The 19,845-nt window shown below is 57.2% G+C and carries 20 protein-coding genes; 18 read left to right on the top strand and 2 right to left on the bottom strand.

Annotation, left to right across the window (positions count from 1 at the left end; genetic code table 11):
- Positions 1 to 11 precede the first annotated feature (11 nt).
- The 5 genes from malA to ABS784_RS03775 all read left to right on the top strand — a co-directional run bounded on the left by malA (position 12) and on the right by ABS784_RS03775 (position 6,224).
- On the top strand, positions 12 to 1,205 hold the full coding sequence (gene malA, locus ABS784_RS03795; RefSeq protein WP_352511483.1) for a maltose permease: 1,194 nt from the start codon (positions 12 to 14) through the stop codon (positions 1,203 to 1,205).
- Complete coding sequence (thpR, locus tag ABS784_RS03790) at positions 1,202 to 1,780, top strand: RNA 2',3'-cyclic phosphodiesterase (RefSeq protein WP_352511481.1); 579 nt, start codon at positions 1,202 to 1,204, stop codon at positions 1,778 to 1,780. The genes malA and thpR overlap by 4 nt, the downstream gene beginning before the upstream one ends.
- An 11-nt stretch (positions 1,781 to 1,791) precedes the next feature.
- Positions 1,792 to 2,730, top strand: a complete 939-nt coding sequence (locus tag ABS784_RS03785; protein WP_014196578.1) for a hypothetical protein — start codon at positions 1,792 to 1,794, stop codon at positions 2,728 to 2,730.
- A gap of 101 nt (positions 2,731 to 2,831) precedes the next feature.
- The gene (pulA, locus tag ABS784_RS03780) at positions 2,832 to 4,988 is read left to right on the top strand and encodes a type I pullulanase (RefSeq protein WP_352511479.1); all 2,157 of its coding nucleotides are present in this window, start codon (positions 2,832 to 2,834) and stop codon (positions 4,986 to 4,988) included.
- Positions 4,989 to 5,441: 453 nt separating this feature from the next.
- The gene (locus ABS784_RS03775; RefSeq protein WP_014196576.1) at positions 5,442 to 6,224 is read left to right on the top strand and encodes a phosphotransferase family protein; all 783 of its coding nucleotides are present in this window, start codon (positions 5,442 to 5,444) and stop codon (positions 6,222 to 6,224) included.
- Between the two features lie 109 nt (positions 6,225 to 6,333).
- Here ABS784_RS03775 and ABS784_RS03770 read toward each other — a convergent pair whose 3' ends face one another.
- Entirely contained in the window at positions 6,334 to 6,603 is a 270-nt protein-coding gene (locus tag ABS784_RS03770; RefSeq protein WP_011232298.1) for a YtzH-like family protein, read from the bottom strand.
- Positions 6,604 to 6,811: 208 nt separating this feature from the next.
- Here ABS784_RS03770 and trmB point away from each other — a divergent pair, with 208 nt between their 5' ends.
- Together trmB and ABS784_RS03760 are read left to right on the top strand one after the other, a co-directional pair.
- Positions 6,812 to 7,465 carry a tRNA (guanosine(46)-N7)-methyltransferase TrmB gene (gene trmB / locus ABS784_RS03765; protein WP_011232297.1) on the top strand — a complete coding sequence of 218 codons (654 nt, stop codon included), beginning with the start codon at positions 6,812 to 6,814 and terminating at the stop codon, positions 7,463 to 7,465.
- Between the two features lie 80 nt (positions 7,466 to 7,545).
- Positions 7,546 to 8,394 carry a YtnP family quorum-quenching lactonase gene (locus tag ABS784_RS03760; protein WP_069304474.1) on the top strand — a complete coding sequence of 283 codons (849 nt, stop codon included), beginning with the start codon at positions 7,546 to 7,548 and terminating at the stop codon, positions 8,392 to 8,394.
- Here ABS784_RS03760 and ABS784_RS03755 read toward each other — a convergent pair.
- The gene (locus ABS784_RS03755; protein WP_011232295.1) at positions 8,389 to 8,688 is read right to left on the bottom strand and encodes a PepSY domain-containing protein; all 300 of its coding nucleotides are present in this window, start codon (positions 8,686 to 8,688) and stop codon (positions 8,389 to 8,391) included. The genes ABS784_RS03760 and ABS784_RS03755 overlap by 6 nt on opposite strands.
- Positions 8,689 to 8,804: 116 nt before the next feature.
- On the opposite strand from ABS784_RS03755, the gene ABS784_RS03750 reads away from it, so the two are divergent.
- From ABS784_RS03750 to ccpA, 11 genes are all read left to right on the top strand, one after another.
- Positions 8,805 to 9,881, top strand: a complete 1,077-nt coding sequence (locus ABS784_RS03750) for a M42 family metallopeptidase (protein WP_069304472.1) — start codon at positions 8,805 to 8,807, stop codon at positions 9,879 to 9,881.
- A gap of 45 nt (positions 9,882 to 9,926) precedes the next feature.
- Positions 9,927 to 10,457 (top strand): DUF84 family protein, encoded by a 531-nt coding sequence (locus ABS784_RS03745; RefSeq protein ID WP_069304471.1) that lies wholly within the window; start codon positions 9,927 to 9,929, stop codon positions 10,455 to 10,457.
- 221 nt (positions 10,458 to 10,678) lie between these two features.
- Positions 10,679 to 11,476 (top strand): DUF1444 domain-containing protein, encoded by a 798-nt coding sequence (locus ABS784_RS03740; RefSeq protein WP_081133068.1) that lies wholly within the window; start codon positions 10,679 to 10,681, stop codon positions 11,474 to 11,476.
- Between the two features lie 20 nt (positions 11,477 to 11,496).
- On the top strand, positions 11,497 to 12,102 hold the full coding sequence (ytpR, locus tag ABS784_RS03735) for a YtpR family tRNA-binding protein (RefSeq protein ID WP_013144448.1): 606 nt from the start codon (positions 11,497 to 11,499) through the stop codon (positions 12,100 to 12,102).
- Between the two features lie 106 nt (positions 12,103 to 12,208).
- Positions 12,209 to 14,563, top strand: a complete 2,355-nt coding sequence (locus tag ABS784_RS03730; RefSeq protein ID WP_014196572.1) for a DNA translocase FtsK — start codon at positions 12,209 to 12,211, stop codon at positions 14,561 to 14,563.
- Between the two features lie 153 nt (positions 14,564 to 14,716).
- Positions 14,717 to 16,021: a UDP-N-acetylmuramate--L-alanine ligase gene (gene murC, locus ABS784_RS03725; RefSeq protein ID WP_011232289.1), complete on the top strand. Its 1,305-nt coding sequence runs from the start codon at positions 14,717 to 14,719 to the stop codon at positions 16,019 to 16,021.
- A 146-nt stretch (positions 16,022 to 16,167) separates the two neighbouring features.
- Positions 16,168 to 16,581 carry a DUF948 domain-containing protein gene (locus tag ABS784_RS03720; RefSeq protein ID WP_011232288.1) on the top strand — a complete coding sequence of 138 codons (414 nt, stop codon included), beginning with the start codon at positions 16,168 to 16,170 and terminating at the stop codon, positions 16,579 to 16,581.
- A gap of 15 nt (positions 16,582 to 16,596) precedes the next feature.
- A complete protein-coding gene (locus ABS784_RS03715) occupies positions 16,597 to 16,992 on the top strand; it encodes a hypothetical protein (RefSeq protein WP_011232287.1) in 396 nt (131 codons plus the stop codon).
- 5 nt (positions 16,993 to 16,997) lie between these two features.
- On the top strand, positions 16,998 to 17,327 hold the full coding sequence (ytxJ, locus tag ABS784_RS03710; protein WP_011232286.1) for a bacillithiol system redox-active protein YtxJ: 330 nt from the start codon (positions 16,998 to 17,000) through the stop codon (positions 17,325 to 17,327).
- A gap of 211 nt (positions 17,328 to 17,538) precedes the next feature.
- Positions 17,539 to 18,621, top strand: coding sequence for a bifunctional 3-deoxy-7-phosphoheptulonate synthase/chorismate mutase (locus ABS784_RS03705; RefSeq protein ID WP_025039243.1), 1,083 nt, complete (start codon positions 17,539 to 17,541; stop codon positions 18,619 to 18,621).
- 202 nt (positions 18,622 to 18,823) lie between these two features.
- Positions 18,824 to 19,816 carry a catabolite control protein A gene (gene ccpA / locus ABS784_RS03700; RefSeq protein WP_023633315.1) on the top strand — a complete coding sequence of 331 codons (993 nt, stop codon included), beginning with the start codon at positions 18,824 to 18,826 and terminating at the stop codon, positions 19,814 to 19,816.
- Positions 19,817 to 19,845: the final 29 nt, after the last annotated feature.

The following is a 19,845-nucleotide window of genomic DNA, read 5'->3' as shown; positions in this document are numbered from 1 at the left end:
GGGGGGACGGGATGGAAGCGGCGTTCAAACGGGAGGCGGCGGTGCGAAAACAGGTGTTTCCGCTCTTTTATTTTCTCATCTTTTTTGCTTTTGGCGCGTTGTTTCCGCTTTTGTCCGTCTATTTGCAGGAAGAGGCGCGCCTTTCGGGGGCGGCGATCGGCTGGATCATGTCGCTTCCCCCGATCGTGACGATGGCGGCCCAGCCGCTTTGGGGCACGGCGGCCGATTATACGCGCAAACCGGTCGAACTGTTGACGCTGGCGCTCGGGGTGACAGCGCTGTTTGGGCTTCTTTATTCGCTGGCCGGAAACTACCAGGTGTTCGTCGCCCTGACCGTGCTGCTTTCGGCGGCGCAAAGCGCGATCGTTCCGCTCTCAGACAGCATCGCCCTTCATCATGTGCGCCGCTCGGGCGGAAACTACGGGGCGATTCGGCTTTGGGGGTCGATCGGGTTTGCCGCGTCGGTGTTGGTTGTCGGATGGCTGTCCGATCATGTCGCGTTTGCGGTCATTTTTTACGCCTTTTCGTTGGCGCTGTTGGCCGCGTCTGTTTTGGCCGCCCGCCTGCCGCGCTACCCGATGGCGGCGCCGGGGGCGTTGACGTTTCGGGATGTGCGCGGGCTGCTGTCCGTCCGCTCGTTTCAGCTCCTGCTTGTCGCAACATTTTTGCTGTTTGGTCCGATTTATGCCAACAATTCCTATTTCGGGCTGTTGATCCACGAGCTTGGCGGCACGCTGACCGGCATCGGCTTCGCCTTTTGGCTGGCTGCCGGAAGCGAAGCGCCGTTTATGAAAACGGCCGACCGGCTCATCGGCCGTTTCGGCATGGTGCGGCTTCTTCTATTGGCTGCGCTCATCTCGGCAGTCCGCTGGTTGTCGTATGCGGTCGACCCGCCGCTTTGGTTTGTGTATGTAACGACGGTCGTCCAAGGCTGCTCGGTCGGGCTGGCAATTCCAACCGCCCTCCAGTATGTGCGCCGCTTGGCGCCCGAGCGGGTGCAGGCGACGGCCGTCGCCCTTTACTCGGCGACGAGCAGCGGACTTGGCGCGTGGTTTTGCACGTTGGTGGGCGGATATTTGTTTGAGCGTTGGCAGATCGGCGCTGTCTACGTGTTTTTTGGCGCTTGCACCATCGTTGGAGTGTTCGTGCTCATTTGGTTGGGGAAACTGGAAAAAACGACCAAATCGGCAGGTGAGAAAGGATGAAACGGAGTCATTATTTCATCGCTGTTCCGCTGACAGCCGAAGCGAAACAAGCCATCGCCCGTTTTTCGAGCAATGCGGCGCCGTCGCTGCCGTTTCGCACATGGGTGCATGAAGAGGACTATCATATCACCCTCGCGTTTTTAGGCGATGTGCCGCCGAAAAAAATGGCGCCGCTGTGCGAAGCGATGGCCGCCACCGCCGCCCGATGCGCCCCGTTTCCCCTCGTGCTTGCCGGGCTTGGGACGTTCGGGGAGCGGACGGCGCCGCGCATTTTTTGGCAAGGAGTCGAAATGGAAGAGCGGCTGCATGCGCTGCGGCGCGACGTGTATGAAGCGTGCATGAAGCTTGGGTTTTCCTTGGACCGGCGGCCGTTTGCCCCGCATATTACGATCGCTCGCAAATGGCAGGGAGCCGAACCGTTTCACCCGGATCGCCTCCGTTCGCTTGCCGCGGCCAAGGCGGTGTTTTCGGTGCCTGAGATCGTGCTGTATCGGACGAATATGGAACGGACGCCGAAGTACGAAGCGATCGCCGCGTTCCCGTTGCTTGGCGCGCCGATGAATGGCCGGAAATAGCAGGTGAAACAATGGGTCAGCTCGTTAAACTCATGGATTGCATTTCCCGCTACGAAACGGATGTGTACTATTATGTGCCGGAGTTCATCCGGCTGAAGCAGCGGCAATGGGAGCAGGCAAAAGCGCGGTGGCAAGCCGAACGAACGGCTGAGGCCAGCGGATGGCTTGAAACGGGCGAGACGTGGAATGCTTGGCTTGACAAACCGTCATGGTGGGAACGGCTGACGAAACGATGGCGCCGCCGTGCCGCGCTTACGGAAGAAGAGACGTTTTCTCTTGCGCCGATGGCTCGTCCGGCGGCTACTCTGGAGGAATTGAAACAGCAGTTTTTGGATGAGTTGTTCGAGTTGCAGCTGAAATGGGCGAGTTCCACGATGATGTACGTTTCCTCCCTCGATGAAGCCGTGTATGGCGATGAGACGTTGAAATATTTTTTGCAACGGTTTCCGGATACGCATTTATGCTTTTACCGGCCGGTGGCGATGGTCGGCAAGGCGCCGGTGGAGCTGGAGACGATGATGTTGACGCCATCCGCGCTCTGGTGCATTGCCTTCGTCGAAGGAAGGCCGGACAACATCGTCATGGCGTCAACCGGCCGGTTTTGGGTGGAACAGGCCGGAACGAACGAAACGAGGCTGGTCAACCCGGTCGTGTCGCTGCGGCGGACGGAGCAGATCGTTTCGGAGATTTTTCGCAAACATGAGGTCGATTGGCCGATCCACCTCGTGCTGTTAAACCGCTCCGGCTACATTGACAGCGGCGGTCTTTTTCCGTTTATCCGCTATATTGATAAGCGAAATTATGACGAGTGGTTTTCCCGCCTGCGCCGCTCCGCTCTCCCGCTTCGGCACGGGCAGCTGAAAGCGGCTGAGGCGCTGCTTCGCCATTGCGCCAGCTTTTACGACCGCCGCCATGACGGGAATATGAGCGGCGAGGAAGGGCAACAATAGAAACATCTGTGCATCGATAGGGCGACCGGCCGATGATTTGGCACCGCCCTTTTTCTTTTACGTATGATGGTATTAACGGGAGAAAAAAGGGGTGAACGCACATGCTTCACATCAGCCGAACGTTTGCCGCCTATTTGGACGAGATGGATCAAATCGTTGTGCTTGCGCCGAAATCGCTCGGCTTTGATGGAATGGCGCCGTTTACGCTCGTGGCGCCGAGCGGCGAGGAGATTCCGCTGTCCGTGCAGCACGTCGAGGATGTTGGGGAGACGGTGAAATATGTGTGCCGGTTTGCATCCGCGTTCGAGTTTGGAGCGACATACTGGGTGCGTTCTTGCCGCGGGGAGGAGACCGATGTTCAAATCGGCGCCGTTGTGCGCACTCCTGCATTTGATGATCGGTTTTTCTATGATGGACCGTTAGGAGCGGAGTATCTCAAAGAACAGACGGTATTTCGCGTATGGGCGCCGACCGCCACCGCGGTTAGCGTCAAGCTGGTTCATCCGCATCTCGACGAGATCCGCTGCGTGCCGCTTGTGCGCGGCGAACGCGGCGTATGGTCAGCCGTCGTCCCCGGCGATTGGGAGCGAGCGCGTTACACATATATCGCCTGCATCAACCGCGTATGGCGCGAGGCAGTGGACCCGTATGCGACCGCGGTTTCGGTCAATGGCGAGTTCGGCGTCGTGATCGACTGGGAGAAAACGAAGCTGGCGCCGCCCTCTTTGCCGCTTCCGCCGCTCTGTTCGCCGACGGATGCCATCATTTATGAGCTGAGCATCCGCGACTTTACCAGCCACCCGGACAGCGGCGCCGTCCATAAAGGGAAGTATCTCGGGCTGGCCGAAACGAACACGAGCGGGCCGAACGGGACGGCCACCGGGCTTTCGTATGTCAAAGAGCTGGGCGTCACCCATGTGCAGCTCATGCCGTTTATGGACTTTGCGGGCGTCGATGAGCGCGACCCACAAGCGGCTTACAACTGGGGATACAATCCCCTTCATCTATATGCGCCGGAAGGGAGTTATGCGACCGATCCAGCGGATCCATACGCGCGCATTGTAGAATTGAAGCAGGCGATCCACACGCTGCACGAAAATGGCTTGCGCGTCGTGATGGATGCGGTCTACAACCATGTCTATGACCGGGAGCAATCGCCGCTTGAGAAGCTCGTTCCCGGTTATTACTTCCGCTACGACGCCTATGGCCAACCGTCCAACGGCACCGGCGTCGGCAACGACATCGCTTCGGAGCGGCGGATGGCGCGCCGCTGGATCGTCGATTCGGTGGTGTTTTGGGCGAAAGAATATGGCATTGACGGGTTCCGCTTTGATTTGATGGGCGTGCACGATATCGAGACGATGAAAGCGGTGCGCGATGCCCTCGACGCCATCGATCCGTCGATCCTTGTGTATGGGGAAGGGTGGGATTTGCCGACGCCTCTTCCACCGGAACAAAAGGCGACGATGGCCAACGCCAAGCAGCTGCCGCGCTTCGCTTATTTCAATGACCGGTTTCGCGATGCGGTGAAAGGGAGCACCTTTCATTTGCCGGACCGTGGGTTCGCCCTCGGCAACCCAGGCGGGCGAGAACAGGTGAAGCTCGCCATTGCCGGGAGCTTGCGAGCGCTCGGCGGGCTGTTTTGCCACCCGCGTCAGTCAATCAATTACGTCGAATGTCATGACAACCATACGTTTTGGGATAAGATGGAGGCGGCCAACCATGATGAGCCGGAATGGCTCCGGCGAAAGCGGCAAAAGCTGGCGACGGCGATCGTTCTGTTGGCGCAAGGCATTCCGTTTTTGCACAGCGGCCAAGAGTTTTATCGGACGAAAGGCGGCGATGGGAACAGCTACCGATCGCCGGATGCGGTCAATCAGCTGGATTGGGAGCGGAAAAGCCGCTATGAAGACGACGTCCGCTACGTTCAAGGATTGATCGCCCTTCGCCGTGCGCATGGCGCATTTCGCCTCGCCACGGAGGCGGAAGTGCTGCGTCATTTCACGTTTCTTGAGCCGCTGCCGCCGTCGGTCATCGCCTACCGATTGCATGATGCCGCCGTCTATGGGCCTTGGGAGGACATCATCGTCGTGCATCATAACGAGGAGAAAGAGACAGCCATTGCGCTCCCCGACGAGCGCGAGTGGGCGGTTGTATGCGACGGACAGCGATGCGGGACAACGCCCTTTGGCCAAGCGCGCGGCATGCTTCGGCTTGACGGCATCGGCACATGGGTGCTCGTCCATCCTGCAGGGTGACCGCTCAGACGGCGCGCGGGGTTCGCCACAAGACCTTTGGAAGGCCGATGAAAAACGAGTATGTTCGCCAAGCCAATGGGGGTTGTCGGAAAGGAGAAGCCGATTTGGCAATCCTTCTGCACTTGAGAAAGACCGGCGTTGAGCAGGTTGTTTGTTTCAGTCGTCAGCCCTTTGCAAGAGCGGCTGCGCTCGTCTTTGGCGCACCCAATGAACGGTGTTCCAGTTGAGACGAAACGGGAAAGGGCGGCCGATCGGAGTGGGAGCCGCGGGGCACTTCCGCTTTGGCAGTTTTAAGCAGGGCGTTTGCCGAGAAAAATGTTTGCATGCCGGAGCGGTATTTCAGTATAATACAAGTAAAACGGACGGAGGAAGGACGCGGCCTGGCCGTCCTTTTTATTTGGGCGCGAGAAGCAAACGGAGATGTTTCTATTTTTAAGTCGCAGGTGAACACGCTTGGAACAGTTACTAGGTAAGGAGTGGGAGATCACTCCCGCTGGCGGCGCTACAGGGGATGCGTATTTTGCGGAATATGAAGGAAAGAAATTGTTTTTAAAGCGGAATTCTTCTCCGTTTCTGGCTGTATTGTCGGCCGAGGGCATCGTCCCGAAGCTTGTATGGACGAAACGGCTCGAAAACGGCGATGTGTTTACGGCCCAGCAATGGCTGAACGGCCGGGAGCTGAAGCCGTGGGAGATGGGAAGCGAGCAAGTGGCGGCGCTGCTAAGGAAAATCCATCGTTCAAAAGAGCTGGTGACGATGCTGAAGCGGCTCGGCAAATCTCCGCTGCGCGCGAAGAAAATGCTCGCTCTCCTCGCTGAGCAGCAGCGGCGTCATCCGGCCGGTGGTTCTGTCGTCTGTCAGGCGCTTGACTGGCTGGAGCAGCATGTGTCGTCATTGCCGGATGGCGAATATGTTGTCTGCCACTGTGACATCAACCATAACAATTGGCTGCTGGCCGATGATGGCACGTTGTACTTGATCGATTGGGACGGAGCGATGATCGCCGATCCGGCGATCGACATCGGCATGCTCCTTCATCTGTACATTCCGCGCGCCGAATGGAAGACGTGGCTCGACCAGTACGGATGGGCATGGAGCGAGGAGCTTGGCCTCCGCCTAAAGTGGTATACGATCGCTCATACGTTGCACTCGCTGTTTTGGCCGAAAGGGAAGGACGGCCAAAAAGAAAAGGAGCAGTCGCTTCGGTTATTGAAGCGCGTCATGGTAGAGAGTTGACCAAGCGAGGCCTCAGCGTCCGAACGGCCGGCGCCGGGGGCTGCGCGATCGCTGTGTTCGGCTGCCGCCGCGCCATTTGTTTCCGCTGCCGATGACGAAGGCGCCGCGGTCAGGACAGCCCATTCACCCAGTCGGCGAGCTGGCCTTGGTGGGCGGAAATGTGGGCGTTTAAATCAGTGCTGTATTTCCCGCCTTGGCCATAAGCGTAAATATGGGGGAGAATTTGCTTGACTTGGCCGTCCACCTCATCGTTGGCGAGCAGCGATTTAGCGAGCCGTTCAATTTGTTCGCATTCGGACACCGTTCCGCAGCAATCGAGCTGATGTTCGGATAAAATGTCGCGAAGTACGGTCAATTGATGGTTATAGTTGAGCGGCATGCTGGTCACCATCCTTTCGCCAGGCTGTACGGTTTTATCATGCCCGGATCGAGCCGAGTTTATTATTCGAAACCGAAAAGACCCCCTGCTTCTACGCGTGAGCGTAGGCGGGAGAGCGTTCAAGCCCGGGCGTTTTTTCGCGTTTGCTTCTTTGGCGCGAGTGTGGTATCGTCAAACCAACAAACGGAAACAAGGCTGAGGTGTCAATATGCGTTTGCGCAACAAACCGTGGGCGAAAGACAAAATCGCCGCGTATCCGCAATACGTCATTCCCGATCCCGAAACAAAGCGCGGGCGATGGCGCGAGCTGTTCGGCCACGACCAACCGCTCCATGTCGAGATCGGGACGGGGAAAGGCAAATTTATCACGGAAATGGCCAAACTTCATCCGGATGTCAATTTCATCGGCATCGAGCTGTACCCGAGCGTGCTCGTGTCCGCGCTTGACAAACTGATCGAAAGCGGGCTCGCGAACGTCAAGCTGCTGAACGCCAATGCGAAAGATCTGACCGCGTTTTTTGCCGACGGGGAAGTGTCGCGCATTTATTTGAACTTTTCCGACCCATGGCCGAAAAAGCGGCACGAAAAGCGGCGGCTGACGTATCGGGACTTTTTGGCGCTCTATGACCGCATTTTGGCGGAAGACGGAGACATCCATTTGAAAACGGACAATCAATCGTTTTTCGAATACTCGCTTGTCAGTTTGTCGCAATATGGGTTTGTGCTCGCATCGGTCCAGCTCGACTTGCATCAAAGCGGCATGACGGACAATGTCATGACAGAGTATGAGGAAAAATTTTCTGCCAAAGGAAACCGCATTTACCGATGCGAGGCGGTGCGCCCGCCGCGGCGGTCGTCATAGGCCCGAACCGATTGGTCGGGTCTTTTTCTATTTCCGATTGATGGAGAAAATGGTACACTAGTGGAGGGGGGAGAGAGGAAATGGAACAGTTGCGAATTGGACAAGTCACATTGACATGGCTTCGGGGCGGCGTCACCCATCTTGACGGCGGGGCGATGTTTGGCGTCGTGCCGAAACCGCTTTGGTCGAAAAAATATCCGCCGAACGACAACAATCAAATCGAGCTGCGCACCGATCCGATTTTGGTGGAAGCCTATGGAAAACGGCTGCTCATTGAATCCGGCATCGGCAACGGCAAGCTGACCGACAAGCAAAAGCGAAACTTCGGCGTCACGGAAGAATCAGCGATTGATGAATCGCTTGCCAAGCTCGGGCTGACGCGGCGCGACATCGACATCGTCATCATGACCCATTTGCATTTTGACCATGCGTGCGGATTGACCGTTTGGGAAGACGGACGGCTCGTGCCGGCGTTTCCGCGCGCGGCGATCATCACCTCGGATGTCGAGTGGGAGGAAATGCGAAACCCGAACATCCGATCGCGCAATACGTATTGGAAAGAAAATTGGGAGCCGATCGCGGATCAAGTCGTTCCGTTTACAAAGGAAACGGAAGTCGTTCCTGGCATCCGCCTCGTCCATACCGGCGGGCATAGCGCCGGGCATGCGATCGTGCTCATCGAATCAGACGGGGAGACGGCCATTCATCTTGGCGATTTGCTTGGCACGCACGCCCATCAAAACGTCCTTTGGGTGATGGCGTACGACGATTACCCGATGGATTCGATTTTTGCCAAACAGCGATGGCTCCCGTACGGCGTAAAGCAAAATGCGTGGTTTACCTTCTACCATGATGCCTACTATCGGGCTGTGAAATGGCAGGAAGACGGGACGATGGCCGCCGCCGTGAAGCGGGAGCGGCCGCTATGACAGCGGCTTGGCGTCTACGATGGCTCCCGTGTAGGCGTTGATGAAAAACTCGTCATCCCCGTCGTCGCGGCAGACGCCGCCGCGGTATACGGTGTACGCCAGGCCGTTTTTCTCATACCGCTCCGGGGCGGATTGAATCCAGGAACCGCGGATGGCGCGCGGACCGCCAAGCGCGGCTTTCGCCAGCGCCAGCGCTTGTTCCGGGGCAAGGAGCGCCGGTTTGGAAGCGGAGCGGATGGCATAGACGACGGCCGCACCGACGGCGGCGCCGACGAGCCACTGTTTCCAAGCCATGTTTCTTTCCTCCTTTTCGCTTTGATACGGTTTAGTATAGCCGATTTTGGCGGAACATGTAAGAAGGACGGAAAGAAACGGAACGGTGAAATCGAACATAGAAAGGGAGACGCGTGATGAATAAGGACACGCTGCAATTATTCCAAACGTTGACCGAGCTTCCAGGCGCACCGGGTTATGAACATCCGGTGCGGCAGTTTATGCGCCAAGAGCTCGCGAAATACGCCGATGATATTGTGCAAGACCGCCTCGGGAGCCTTTTCGGCGTCAAACGCGGTGATGAGGCGGGCCCGACGGTGATGGTCGCCGGCCATATGGATGAAGTCGGATTTATGGTGACAGCGATCACGGATCACGGCATGATTCGTTTCCAGCCGCTAGGAGGCTGGTGGGATCAAGTGCTGCTCGCCCAGCGCGTGCAGATTATCACGGACGGAGGGCCGGTCATCGGCGTGATCGGGTCGATTCCGCCGCATTTGCTTGATGAGGAACAGCGCAAAAAACCGATGGAGATCAAAAACATGTTGATTGACATCGGAGCGGAAAGCCGTGAAGATGCCGAACGAGTCGGCATTCGCCCCGGCCAGCCGATCGTGCCGGTCAGCCCGTTCACGGTGTTGGCCAACGGAAAAACCGTGATGGCAAAAGCGTGGGACAATCGGTTTGGCTGCGGATTGGCGATCGAGCTGTTAAAAGAGCTGAACGGCGAAACAGTGCCGAACGTCTTGTACGCCGGGGCGACCGTGCAGGAAGAGGTCGGGCTGCGTGGGGCCCAGACGGCGGCTTCGATGATCAACCCGGACATCTTTTTTGCCCTGGAAGCAAGCCCGGCCAACGATATGTCCGGCGACAAGCAGGCGTTCGGCCATATCGGCAAAGGAGCGCTCATCCGCTTGTACGACCGGACGATGATTACGCACCGCGGCATGCGCGAATTTGTGCTTGATACGGCGGAAACGATCGGCGTCCCGTACCAGTTTTTCATTTCCCCAGGCGGCGGAACCGACGCCGGGCGGGTGCATATCGCCAACCGCGGCGTGCCGTCGGCGGTGATCGGCATTTGCGCCCGCTACATTCATACGCATGCGTCGATCATTCATGTCGACGATTACGCGGCGGCCAAACAGCTCATCGTTGAGCTCGTCAAACGGTGCGACCGGACAACGGTCGAGACGATTCGCCAAAACAGCTGAGGAGAAGCGAGCGCTTCTCCTTTTCCATGACAAGGAGGGCACTGGATGAAAACTGTTGCGGTTGGAACGAACAACGAAGCGAAAATCGCCGCCGTTCGGGCGGTGCTTTCGGAAAAGGAATACCGCATTGTATCGCTTGAGGTGCCATCAGGCGTTTCCGCGCAGCCGCTGTCCGATGAAGAGACGCGGCTTGGCGCCATCGGGCGCGCCAAACGGGCGCTCGAAGCGGCGGAGGCGGACATCGGCATCGGATTGGAAGGCGGCGTGACGAAGATCGATGGGCAATGGTGGCTGTGCAACTGGGGGGCGCTCGTTGACCGAGACGGAGTGATGGTGGCCGCCGGCGGCGCACGCCTCGCCCTCCCGCCGGACGTCGGCGCCGGCATCGAGGCGGGGCGCGAGCTCGGCGACGTGATGGAAGCGTACACCGGGCGGAGGAACGTTCGGCGGAAAGAAGGCGCGGTCGGCGTATTGACGAACGGGCGCGTTGACCGATCGGCGATGTTTTCCCACATCGTCGAGCTTTTGGCCGGTCAATATGAATGGCTTTGTCAAAACGGGTCGTTCCATGTATGATAAATAACGAACGGTCATGCCTATGATGGCGGGCGGCTGAATGAGCGGGCCGCGCGAGGATCTAGACCGAGCGGCCGGCAAAGCGAGGGGCGGCGCCAAACGGTGAAAACGCCGCACGGGCATGGCCTGGCATTGTCAACGCCGGATGCGCCTTTGGCCAAGTCCCGGCCGAAAGAGGGAAACGGAAGGCACGGCCGCCGGCAAAACAAGGAGGAACACGAATGAACAGCCGGCAAATGTATGAGAAGATTAAAGAGCGTCTCGTCGCCCACCGGCACTGGACGTTTCGCTTTGACGCCAAGCAAGACGCGATGCGCGTCGAAGACCGCCGCACGAAAAAAGGCGTCACGATCTCGCTTCCCGGCGTGATCGCCAAATGGCACGAACAAAAAGATGAGGCGGTGCGCGAAGTCGTTTATTATATAGAGGAAACGTTGAAAACAATGGAGGAAGACGCGGCGCTTTCCGGCAACGAGCGAAACATTTATCCCGTCATTCGCTCGGCGTCGTTTCCGACGGAGACGAAAGAAGGCATTCCGTTGCTGTTTGATGATCATACAGCCGAAACGCGCATTTACTATGCGCTCGACCTAGGCAAAACGTATCGCTTGATTGATGAGCGCATGCTGGAGAAAGACAAATGGAGCCGCGAGCGGGTGAAGGAAATCGCCCGTTTCAACGTTCGGTCGCTGCCGACGCCGGTGAAAGAGGATCGGGTGGCCGACAACGTGTTTTATTTTGTGAACACCAATGACGGGTATGATGCGAGCCGCATTTTAAACGAATCGTTTTTGGCCGGCATGCGGGCGCGCGTGGAAGGAACGATGGCCGTCGCTGTTCCGCATCAAGATGTGCTCATCATCGCTGATGTCCGCAACGACATCGGTTATGACGTGCTCGCGCAAATGACGATGAGCTTTTTTGCCGGCGGCCGCGTGCCGATCACGGCGCTGTCGTTTTTATACGAAAATGGGAAACTTGAACCGATTTTTATTTTAGGAAAAAAACGGAGAACGTAGCGGCAAGGAGGAATGAAGCGATGAACGTGTTTTACAACCGAGAAGGGGTCGGCGACGTGCTGCTCGTGTCGCTGAAACCGGCGGCGGATGAGGAACGGACGTTTGTCAGACAAGGCGATGTCGTCCGCATCATGTCCGAACGGACGGGCGAGACGGTCGGCTATAACATTTTTTCCGCGTCTTCGTACTATCCGTTTTCCGGCAACGGTCCGCTGGAAGTGAATGAGGAGCTCGTCGGCGTCATCAACGACATCTTGGCGAAAAACGGTTTTGACGAACCGATCGAAGCTGACTTGTCGCCGAAGTTTGTCGTCGGATATGTGAAAGAGAAAACGAAGCATCCGAACGCCGATAAATTGAGCGTCTGCCAAGTCGATGTCGGCGGTGAGGTGCTGCAAATCGTCTGCGGAGCGCCGAACGTCGCCGAAGGGCAAAAAGTCGTCGTCGCCAAAATCGGCGCCGTGATGCCAAACGGCCTCGTCATTCAAGAAAGCGAGCTGCGCGGCGTCCGGTCATCCGGCATGATTTGTTCGGCCCGCGAGCTTGGGCTGCCAAACGCCCCGCAGGAGAAAGGCATTTTGGTGCTGTCCGATGAGTATGAGGTCGGCCAGCCGTTCGTTTTTTGACGTTCCGACGGGCGGTGCAGACGGATTCCGACTGTTGTTTCGCCACTGGAACGACGCCAGTGGCGTTTTTTCCGACAATGAAGGCAAAGAAAGAGTGACGTGATGGATGAAATTTTGGAAACGATGGCTTCGTTTTCTCACGAGCGACGAGGAAGAGGAAGGGAACGAGCAGCGAGCGAATTCCCGGCTGTCGGCCGGCATGCCCGAACGCGGCGCGGTGAATGTCATTTACCAATATCCGCAAGGCCGCTTCCGCTTTCCGTTGATTCCGGATGACCAGCCGGGTGAAAATCAGGAAAGGCCGAGGCGGGAGAAAAGCGAAGCATCCCGGCCGCTGCCGAGTCGGCGCCCGTCAGCTGGCGTTTCAAGGGAAATAGCGGAAAAACGGCCGTTCCGCCCGTCCGATGTGCCATCCCCGGTTTTTGGATATGATCGGAATCGGGGGAAACAGCGGCAACGAGCGGATGAACCCGAGCTGACCGGTGCGGGGGACATAGAGAATCGGAGCGATGAGGCGGTTCGGGAAGAGGCCCTCCGCGGAGAAGCGACACGGCGAGACGCGCGAGAGGGCACGGAAAGCCGGGCGGCTGAACCGCCAAAAGAAGAGGCGCCTTTGGCCAAGGGGGCAGAGGAATGGAACGAAGACGCGAGCGGAGCGATGCCCGCGGCTGTTATGGAAACGGAAGGAAAACATGAGCTGGCGCCGGCGGCAGGGCAGGAAGAACGTGATGCCGAGGCGGATGAAAAGAAAGGGCAGGAGCTGGACGAACGAGGCAACGAACGCGCGCCGCACGCAACAGACGGCGGCTTGGAGAGCGAAGGACGAGGGGTGCCGTCACAGATGAGGAATGGAGACGGAGGGAGCGCTTCTTCGACAGAACAGCGGGAGACGACCCCAGATCGCGAAATCCGTCACTCGGCGGCGCCCGCGGGCCGGGAGGAGGCTTCCCGCCCCGAACGAACGCGCATCCCGTATAATGTGATCATGTTAAAGCAAGATTGGCGCAAACTCGAAGAAAAGGCGGCGAATCGATCGAACGGCTGCGTACTGCCGCCATTGGCGCTTCTTGAACCGCCCGAGAAAGCGGCCGAACGCGACGAGCAGTGGCTTCGCGACCAATGCCAGCGTTTGGACCGGACGTTTGCGAGCTTCCATATCGGCGCCAAAGTCGTTGGGGCGACGCAAGGACCGACGGTGACGCGGTTTGAAGTGCAGCCGGATTTAGGAGTGAAAGTGAGCAAGATTACGAGTTTAATCGATGATATCAAACTCAGTCTGGCGGCGAAAGATATTCGCATCGAGGCGCCGATCCCGGGAAAACGGACGATTGGCATTGAAGTGCCGAACCGAACGAGCCGTCCGGTGCGCCTGCGGGAAATTTTAGAAAGCGAAGCGTTCCGTAAAAGCCCATCGCCGCTTACCGTGGCGCTTGGGCTTGACATTAGCGGTGCGCCGGTCGTGACTGACATCCGAAAAATGCCGCATGGGCTGATCGCCGGGGCGACCGGGTCGGGAAAAAGCGTATGCATGAACGCGATGCTTATCAGCATGTTGTATAAAGCAGCGCCGCACGAAGTGAAATGGCTGCTCATTGATCCAAAAATGGTCGAACTGGCGCCGTACAACGGGCTGCCGCATTTGCTCAGCCCGGTGATCACCGAGGCGAAGGCGGCGGCGGGGGCGCTCAAGTGGGCGGTCGGCGAAATGGAACGGCGGTATGAACAGTTTGTCCACGCCGGCGTGCGCGATATTGAAAAGTATAACGCCCATCTTCGCGAACGCGGAAGCAGCGAGCCGCCGCTGCCGTACATCGTCATCGTCATTGATGAGCTAGCGGACCTCATGATGGCCGCTCCAGCCGATGTCGAAGAATCGATTTGCCGGCTGGCGCAAAAAGCGCGGGCGTGCGGCATCCATCTGCTGATCGCGACGCAGCGGCCGTCGGTCGATGTCCTCACGGGATTGATCAAGGCGAACATTCCGACGCGCATTGCGTTTTCCGTCTCCTCCCAAGTCGATTCGCGCACCATTTTAGATGTGAATGGGGCTGAGCGGCTGCTTGGGCGCGGCGATATGCTGTTTTTGGAAAATGGTTCGGCCAAGCCGGTGCGGCTGCAAGGCTGCTTTATTTCTGATGAGGAAATCGAGCGGGTGGCAGCGCACGTGAAAGAGAAGCAAGGCCCATCCTATCTGTTTGATCCGGACGATTTTCGGCAAACGGCGTCGATGGGCGGCGAGGATGACGAACTGTTCGAGGAGGCGTGCCGGTTTGTCATCGCCCAAGGAGGGGCGTCGACATCGAGCCTGCAGCGTCATTTCCGCATCGGCTACAACCGCGCTGCCCGGTTGATCGAGATGATGGAGGAACGAGGGTTGATTTCGGAGGCGCGCGGCAGCAAACCGCGCGATGTGTTGATGAGCGAGGATGAGTGGGAGCGCTGGCGCGAGCAGAACAGCTGAGGGCGGGCGGCCTCCTTTGGGCGGGCGGTAGTGTTTTGCCTCCTTGCGTGCTATAATGGGGAAATGAATGGTGCACCGCAATGAGAGAAATGGCAAAACGAGATGGATATCATATACTGTCTTACAGAGAGACGATGGTTGGAGGGCTTAACGATGACAGCTTACCATTTTGTAGGCATTAAAGGCACGGGGATGAGCGCGCTCGCGCAAGTGCTTCATGACCTTGGCTATACGGTGCAAGGGTCGGATGTAGAGAAATGGTTTTTCACGCAAAAGGCGCTTGAAGAGCGGGGAATCCCGGTGCTGCCTTTTTCGAAAGACAATATTCGTCCAGGTTATACGGTCATTGCCGGCAACGCATTTCCGGATACGCATGAGGAAATCGAGGCGGCCCGTCAGCTTGGTGTGCCTGTCATTCGTTACCATCGCTTTTTAGGCCAGCTGGCAGGCAAGTTTACGAGCATCGCGGTGACCGGTTCGCATGGAAAGACGACGACGACGGGGTTGCTTGCCCATGTGATGCAAGGAGCCCATCCAACGTCCTATTTGATCGGAGACGGCACGGGAAAAGGAGAGCCAGGGAGCAAATACTTTGTGTTTGAAGCGTGCGAATACCGCCGGCACTTCCTTTCCTACTTTCCAGATTATGCGATCATGACAAATATTGACTTTGATCACCCGGATTATTTTGCCAATGTCGACGATGTGTTTTCCGCTTTCCAGCAAATGGCGAATCAAGTGAAAAAAGCGATCGTCGCCTGCGGGGATGATCCGTATTTGCCGAACATTCAGGCGAAAGTGCCGATTTTGTTTTATGGATTCGGCGAAGAAAACGATTTTCAGGCGCGCAATATCGTCAAGACGACGGAAGGGATGGCGTTTGATGTGTTCGTGCGCAACACATTTTTCGCTTCGTTTGCCATTCCGCGCTTCGGCACTCATAACGTATTGAATGCTCTCGCCGTGATCGCCCTCTGCCACTACGAAGGGGTGGATGCGGGCACGATCGCCAAGCGGCTGCAAACGTTCCAAGGCGTGAAGCGCCGCTTCAGTGAAAAAACGGTCGGGCGCCAAGTGCTGATCGATGATTACGCGCATCATCCACGCGAAATTACGGCGACATTGGAGGCGGCAAGGCAAAAATATCCGGGGCGCGAAGTGGTGGCGATTTTTCAGCCGCATACGTATACGCGGACGCAGACGTTTTTGCGCGAGTTTGCCGAAAGTTTGCTGCAAGCGGACCACGTGTATTTGTGCGACATTTTCGGCTCGGCGCGCGAACATGAGGGCAAGCTGACGATCCGTGATTTGCAGGCGCAAATTCCGCGTTCCCAGCTGCTTGAGGAACAAAACGTAGCCGTGTTGAAGCAGCATCAAGACGCGGTGTTGGTGTTCATGGGCGCCGGCGACATTCAAAAGTTTCAACAAGCGTACGAACGGGCCGTTCTTTCCGCCTGACGGCCGACAGGGAACGGGCTGTGATGAAGATGGCCCGTTTTTTCCTGTTTCAAAAAGGAAGCCGTCTTTTCTATGTCGAAGTTTGAAAGCGGGAAAAGATGGGTACAAAGGGAATGAAACGTTCGAATGGGCAAGGAGGGAATCGGGTGGAATGGCTTTTGTATGGAAGCGTGGCGCTCATCGCGCTTGCTTTTTTGCTGCTTGTTGTTTACATAGCCAGGACGCTCATCGTTTTGCAGGAAACGCTGCGCCGGCTGACGGCGGCGATCGACCATGCCGATGAGCAAGTGCAAACGGTGGCGAAAGAAGTTCGTGAACTTCTCCATACGGCCAACGGCATCGCCAGCGATGTGCAAAAAAAAGTAGAAACGCTAAATGGCGCAATCGAAGCGGTCGGAGAGATCGGCGGCACGATTCGTTCGCTCAACCGCGCGCTTCGGCAGGCGGCTGCCGGTTTGTCGGCGCGGGCGGGCCTGGGGCAAGGAAAATGGGGCAAGGCGTTGCGCTGGACAAATGTTTTGCTCGATTTACGGGAAAAATGGAGAAAAAACAATCGTTAAAGGAGGGTGTATCGAATGGCGAAAAATAACGGTGGATTTTTGCTTGGCGCGCTGGTCGGCGGCATCGCCGGCGCGGCTGCTGCGTTGTTTTTGACGAGCGAAAAAGGGCGGAAATGGCTGGCCGAGTGGAGCAACGATGAAACGTGGGAGCCGGTGAAAACAACGGCTGTCGAATGGTTGGAAACGGCGAAAGAGAAAACGAAGGAAATCGCCAACTTCATCCCGTTGAAATCCACGACGGCGCCAGCCGGCGGGGAAAACGATGGAGAGGAAGCCAAGGAGGCGACGATTCCGATTCCGCCATCCGCCGGGCCAGCCGACCGGGAAACGCTGCAAAAGCTGCTTGAGGAAGCCGAGGCGGCGCTTGATGACGCCGAGCAAAGCATCACGTCGCGAAAAGAAACGGAGTGAAGGCGATGGGAATGGAGAAGCTGGAGACGATCGAACAGTTTGACCGCGTCATGAAGGAAACGGAGCGTTTTTTGTTCGTCAAGCATAGCCTCACCTGCCCGATCAGTCAAGCGGCGTTTGGCGAATGCGAGAAGTTCGCCGCAGACCATCCAGAGCTGGCGGTGTATTGCCTGTACGTCCAAGAGGCGCGGCCGCTCTCCAACTATATCGCCGAAACGACCGGGGTGAAACACGAGTCGCCGCAAGTGCTGCTGTTTGAAAACGGCCGCGTCGTCTGGCATGCGTCCCATTGGGCCATTACGTATGGCGCGCTCTCGGAGCATGTCGGCGCTTGACCGTCCGCCTTTACTGCGGGCGGTTTTTTGCACACTTTTTACTTTATCGCTTAAAAGCGTTTAATCAAAAAAGCATTTTTTTCGTGACAACGATAGCTCCATCGATTATAATAAACACTAATTAAACGACTTCGCTCTCCAAGACGGGGGCGCCGCTTGCCGGCAAGCGGCGAAAACAATGCACTACACTTGGCGAAAGGATGAGAAAAGCATGAGCAATGAGAGATTAGACGAACTGCGGGCGCGAGTCGATGAGATCAACTTGCAGCTGTTGAAACTGATCAATGAACGGGGGCGGCTCGTTCAGGAGATCGGAAAAATTAAAGAAGCGCAAGGGACGCACCGCTACGATCCGGTGCGCGAACGGAAAATGTTGGATCTCATTTCCGAGCATAACGATGGGCCGTTTGAAACATCGACGCTGCAGCACATTTTCAAGGAAATTTTTAAAGCAGCGCTCGAGCTGCAGGAAGACGACCACCGCAAGGCGCTCCTTGTCTCGCGGAAAAAGCATCCGGAAAACACGATTGTTGAAGTGAAAGGCGAGCGAATCGGCGACGGCAACCAATATTTCGTCATGGGCCCGTGCGCTGTGGAAAGCTATGAACAAGTCGCTGTGGTGGCGGAGGCCGTGAAAAAACAAGGGATCAAGCTGCTGCGCGGCGGCGCCTACAAACCGCGCACGTCGCCGTACGATTTCCAAGGGCTCGGCGTGGAAGGGCTGAAAATTTTGAAACGGATCGCCGATGAGTTTGATTTGGCGGTCATCAGTGAAATCGTCACCCCGGCGGACATTGAAATCGCCTTGGACTATATTGACGTCATCCAAATCGGCGCGCGCAACATGCAAAACTTTGAGCTGCTTAAGGCAGCCGGCCAAGTGAACAAGCCGATTTTGCTGAAGCGCGGCTTGGCGGCGACGATTGAAGAATTCATCAACGCCGCTGAGTACATCATGTCACAAGGAAACGGGCAGATCATTTTGTGCGAGCGCGGCATCCGTACGTACGAGCGGGCGACGCGCAACACGCTCGACATTTCGGCTGTGCCGATTTTGAAGAAAGAAACGCACTTGCCGGTGTTCGTCGATGTCACCCACTCAACGGGGCGGCGCGATCTGCTCATCCCGTGCGCCAAAGCGGCCTTGGCGATCGGCGCCGACGGCGTCATGGCCGAAGTGCATCCGGACCCGGCCGTCGCCTTGTCCGATTCCGCCCAGCAAATGGACATCGCCCAATTCAACGAGTTTATGGAAGAAGTGCGCGCGTTCCAACGTCAGTTTGTTCAGGCGTAAGACGATCCCCTCGGTTGTTGCCCGAGGGGATTTTTTGATGAGATGGCGAGTGTTGGGGCAAACTACCCGTGAACGGTTTGTGAACAAACCGGCAAAATGGTTGCGATTTCGTTGCGAGTTGGCGATAATGTATCGTATGATAGTTGTACATACATTCGGAATTTGACCGGTTATCGGATCGAGCGAAAAGGAGTGAAACAAAATGACGGTAACGATTTATGATGTGGCGCGGGAGGCGAACGTCTCGATGGCGACCGTCTCGCGCGTCGTCAATGGCAACCCGAACGTCAAACCGTCGACGAGGAAAAAAGTGCTTGAGGCCATCGAACGGCTCGGCTACCGCCCGAACGCCGTGGCGCGGGGGCTCGCCAGCAAAAAAACGACGACGGTCGGAGTGATCATCCCGGATATTTCGAGCATTTTCTTCGCCGAACTGGCGCGCGGCATTGAGGACATCGCCACGATGTACAAGTACAACATCATTTTGAGCAACTCCGACCAAAACAAAGAAAAAGAGCTGCATTTGCTCAACACGATGCTCGCCAAGCAAGTGGACGGCCTGTTGTTTATGGGCGGGACGATCACCGATGAGCACGTCGCCGAATTTCAAAAGTCGTCGGTGCCGATCGTGCTTGCGGCGACGATGGGACCGAACGAGATTCCCTCGGTCAACATCGACTATGAGCAGGCGGCGTTTGAAGCCGTGACGTATTTGCTGGAAAAAGGAAACCGCCGCATTGTCTATGTGACCGGTCCGACCGATGACCCGATCAACCAGCGGAAGTTGGCGGGGTACCGACGCGCGCTTGAAGAACACGGCGCGCCGTATGAGGAAGAGCTCGTCATTGAGGGCGACAACTCGTACGACTCCGGCTTGGAGGCGTATGAGAAAATCACAGAGCTTGCCGAACGGCCGACGGCGGTGTTTGCTGGCACGGACGAAATGGCGCTCGGCATCATCCACAGCGCCCAAGACCACGGGGTGCGCGTGCCGGATGAACTGGAAGTCGTCGGTTTTGACAACACGCGATTGGCGACGATGGTGCGGCCGCGGCTGACGACCGTCGTGCAGCCGATGTACGACATCGGGGCGGTGGCGATGCGGCTCTTGACGAAGTATATGAACAAAGAGCCAGTGGACCACCATATCGTTGTCTTGCCGCACCGGCTTGAAGTGCGGGAGTCGACGAAATGAAAAAAGCTGGCCTCAACACGGGGGCCAGC

The organism is Geobacillus sp. G4 (assembly GCF_040327975.1).
Taxonomy (GTDB): Bacteria; Bacillota; Bacilli; order Bacillales; family Anoxybacillaceae; genus Geobacillus; species Geobacillus thermoleovorans.
Note: the sequence above shows the minus strand (reverse complement) of the source record. Positions and strands in the feature narration are given on the sequence as shown.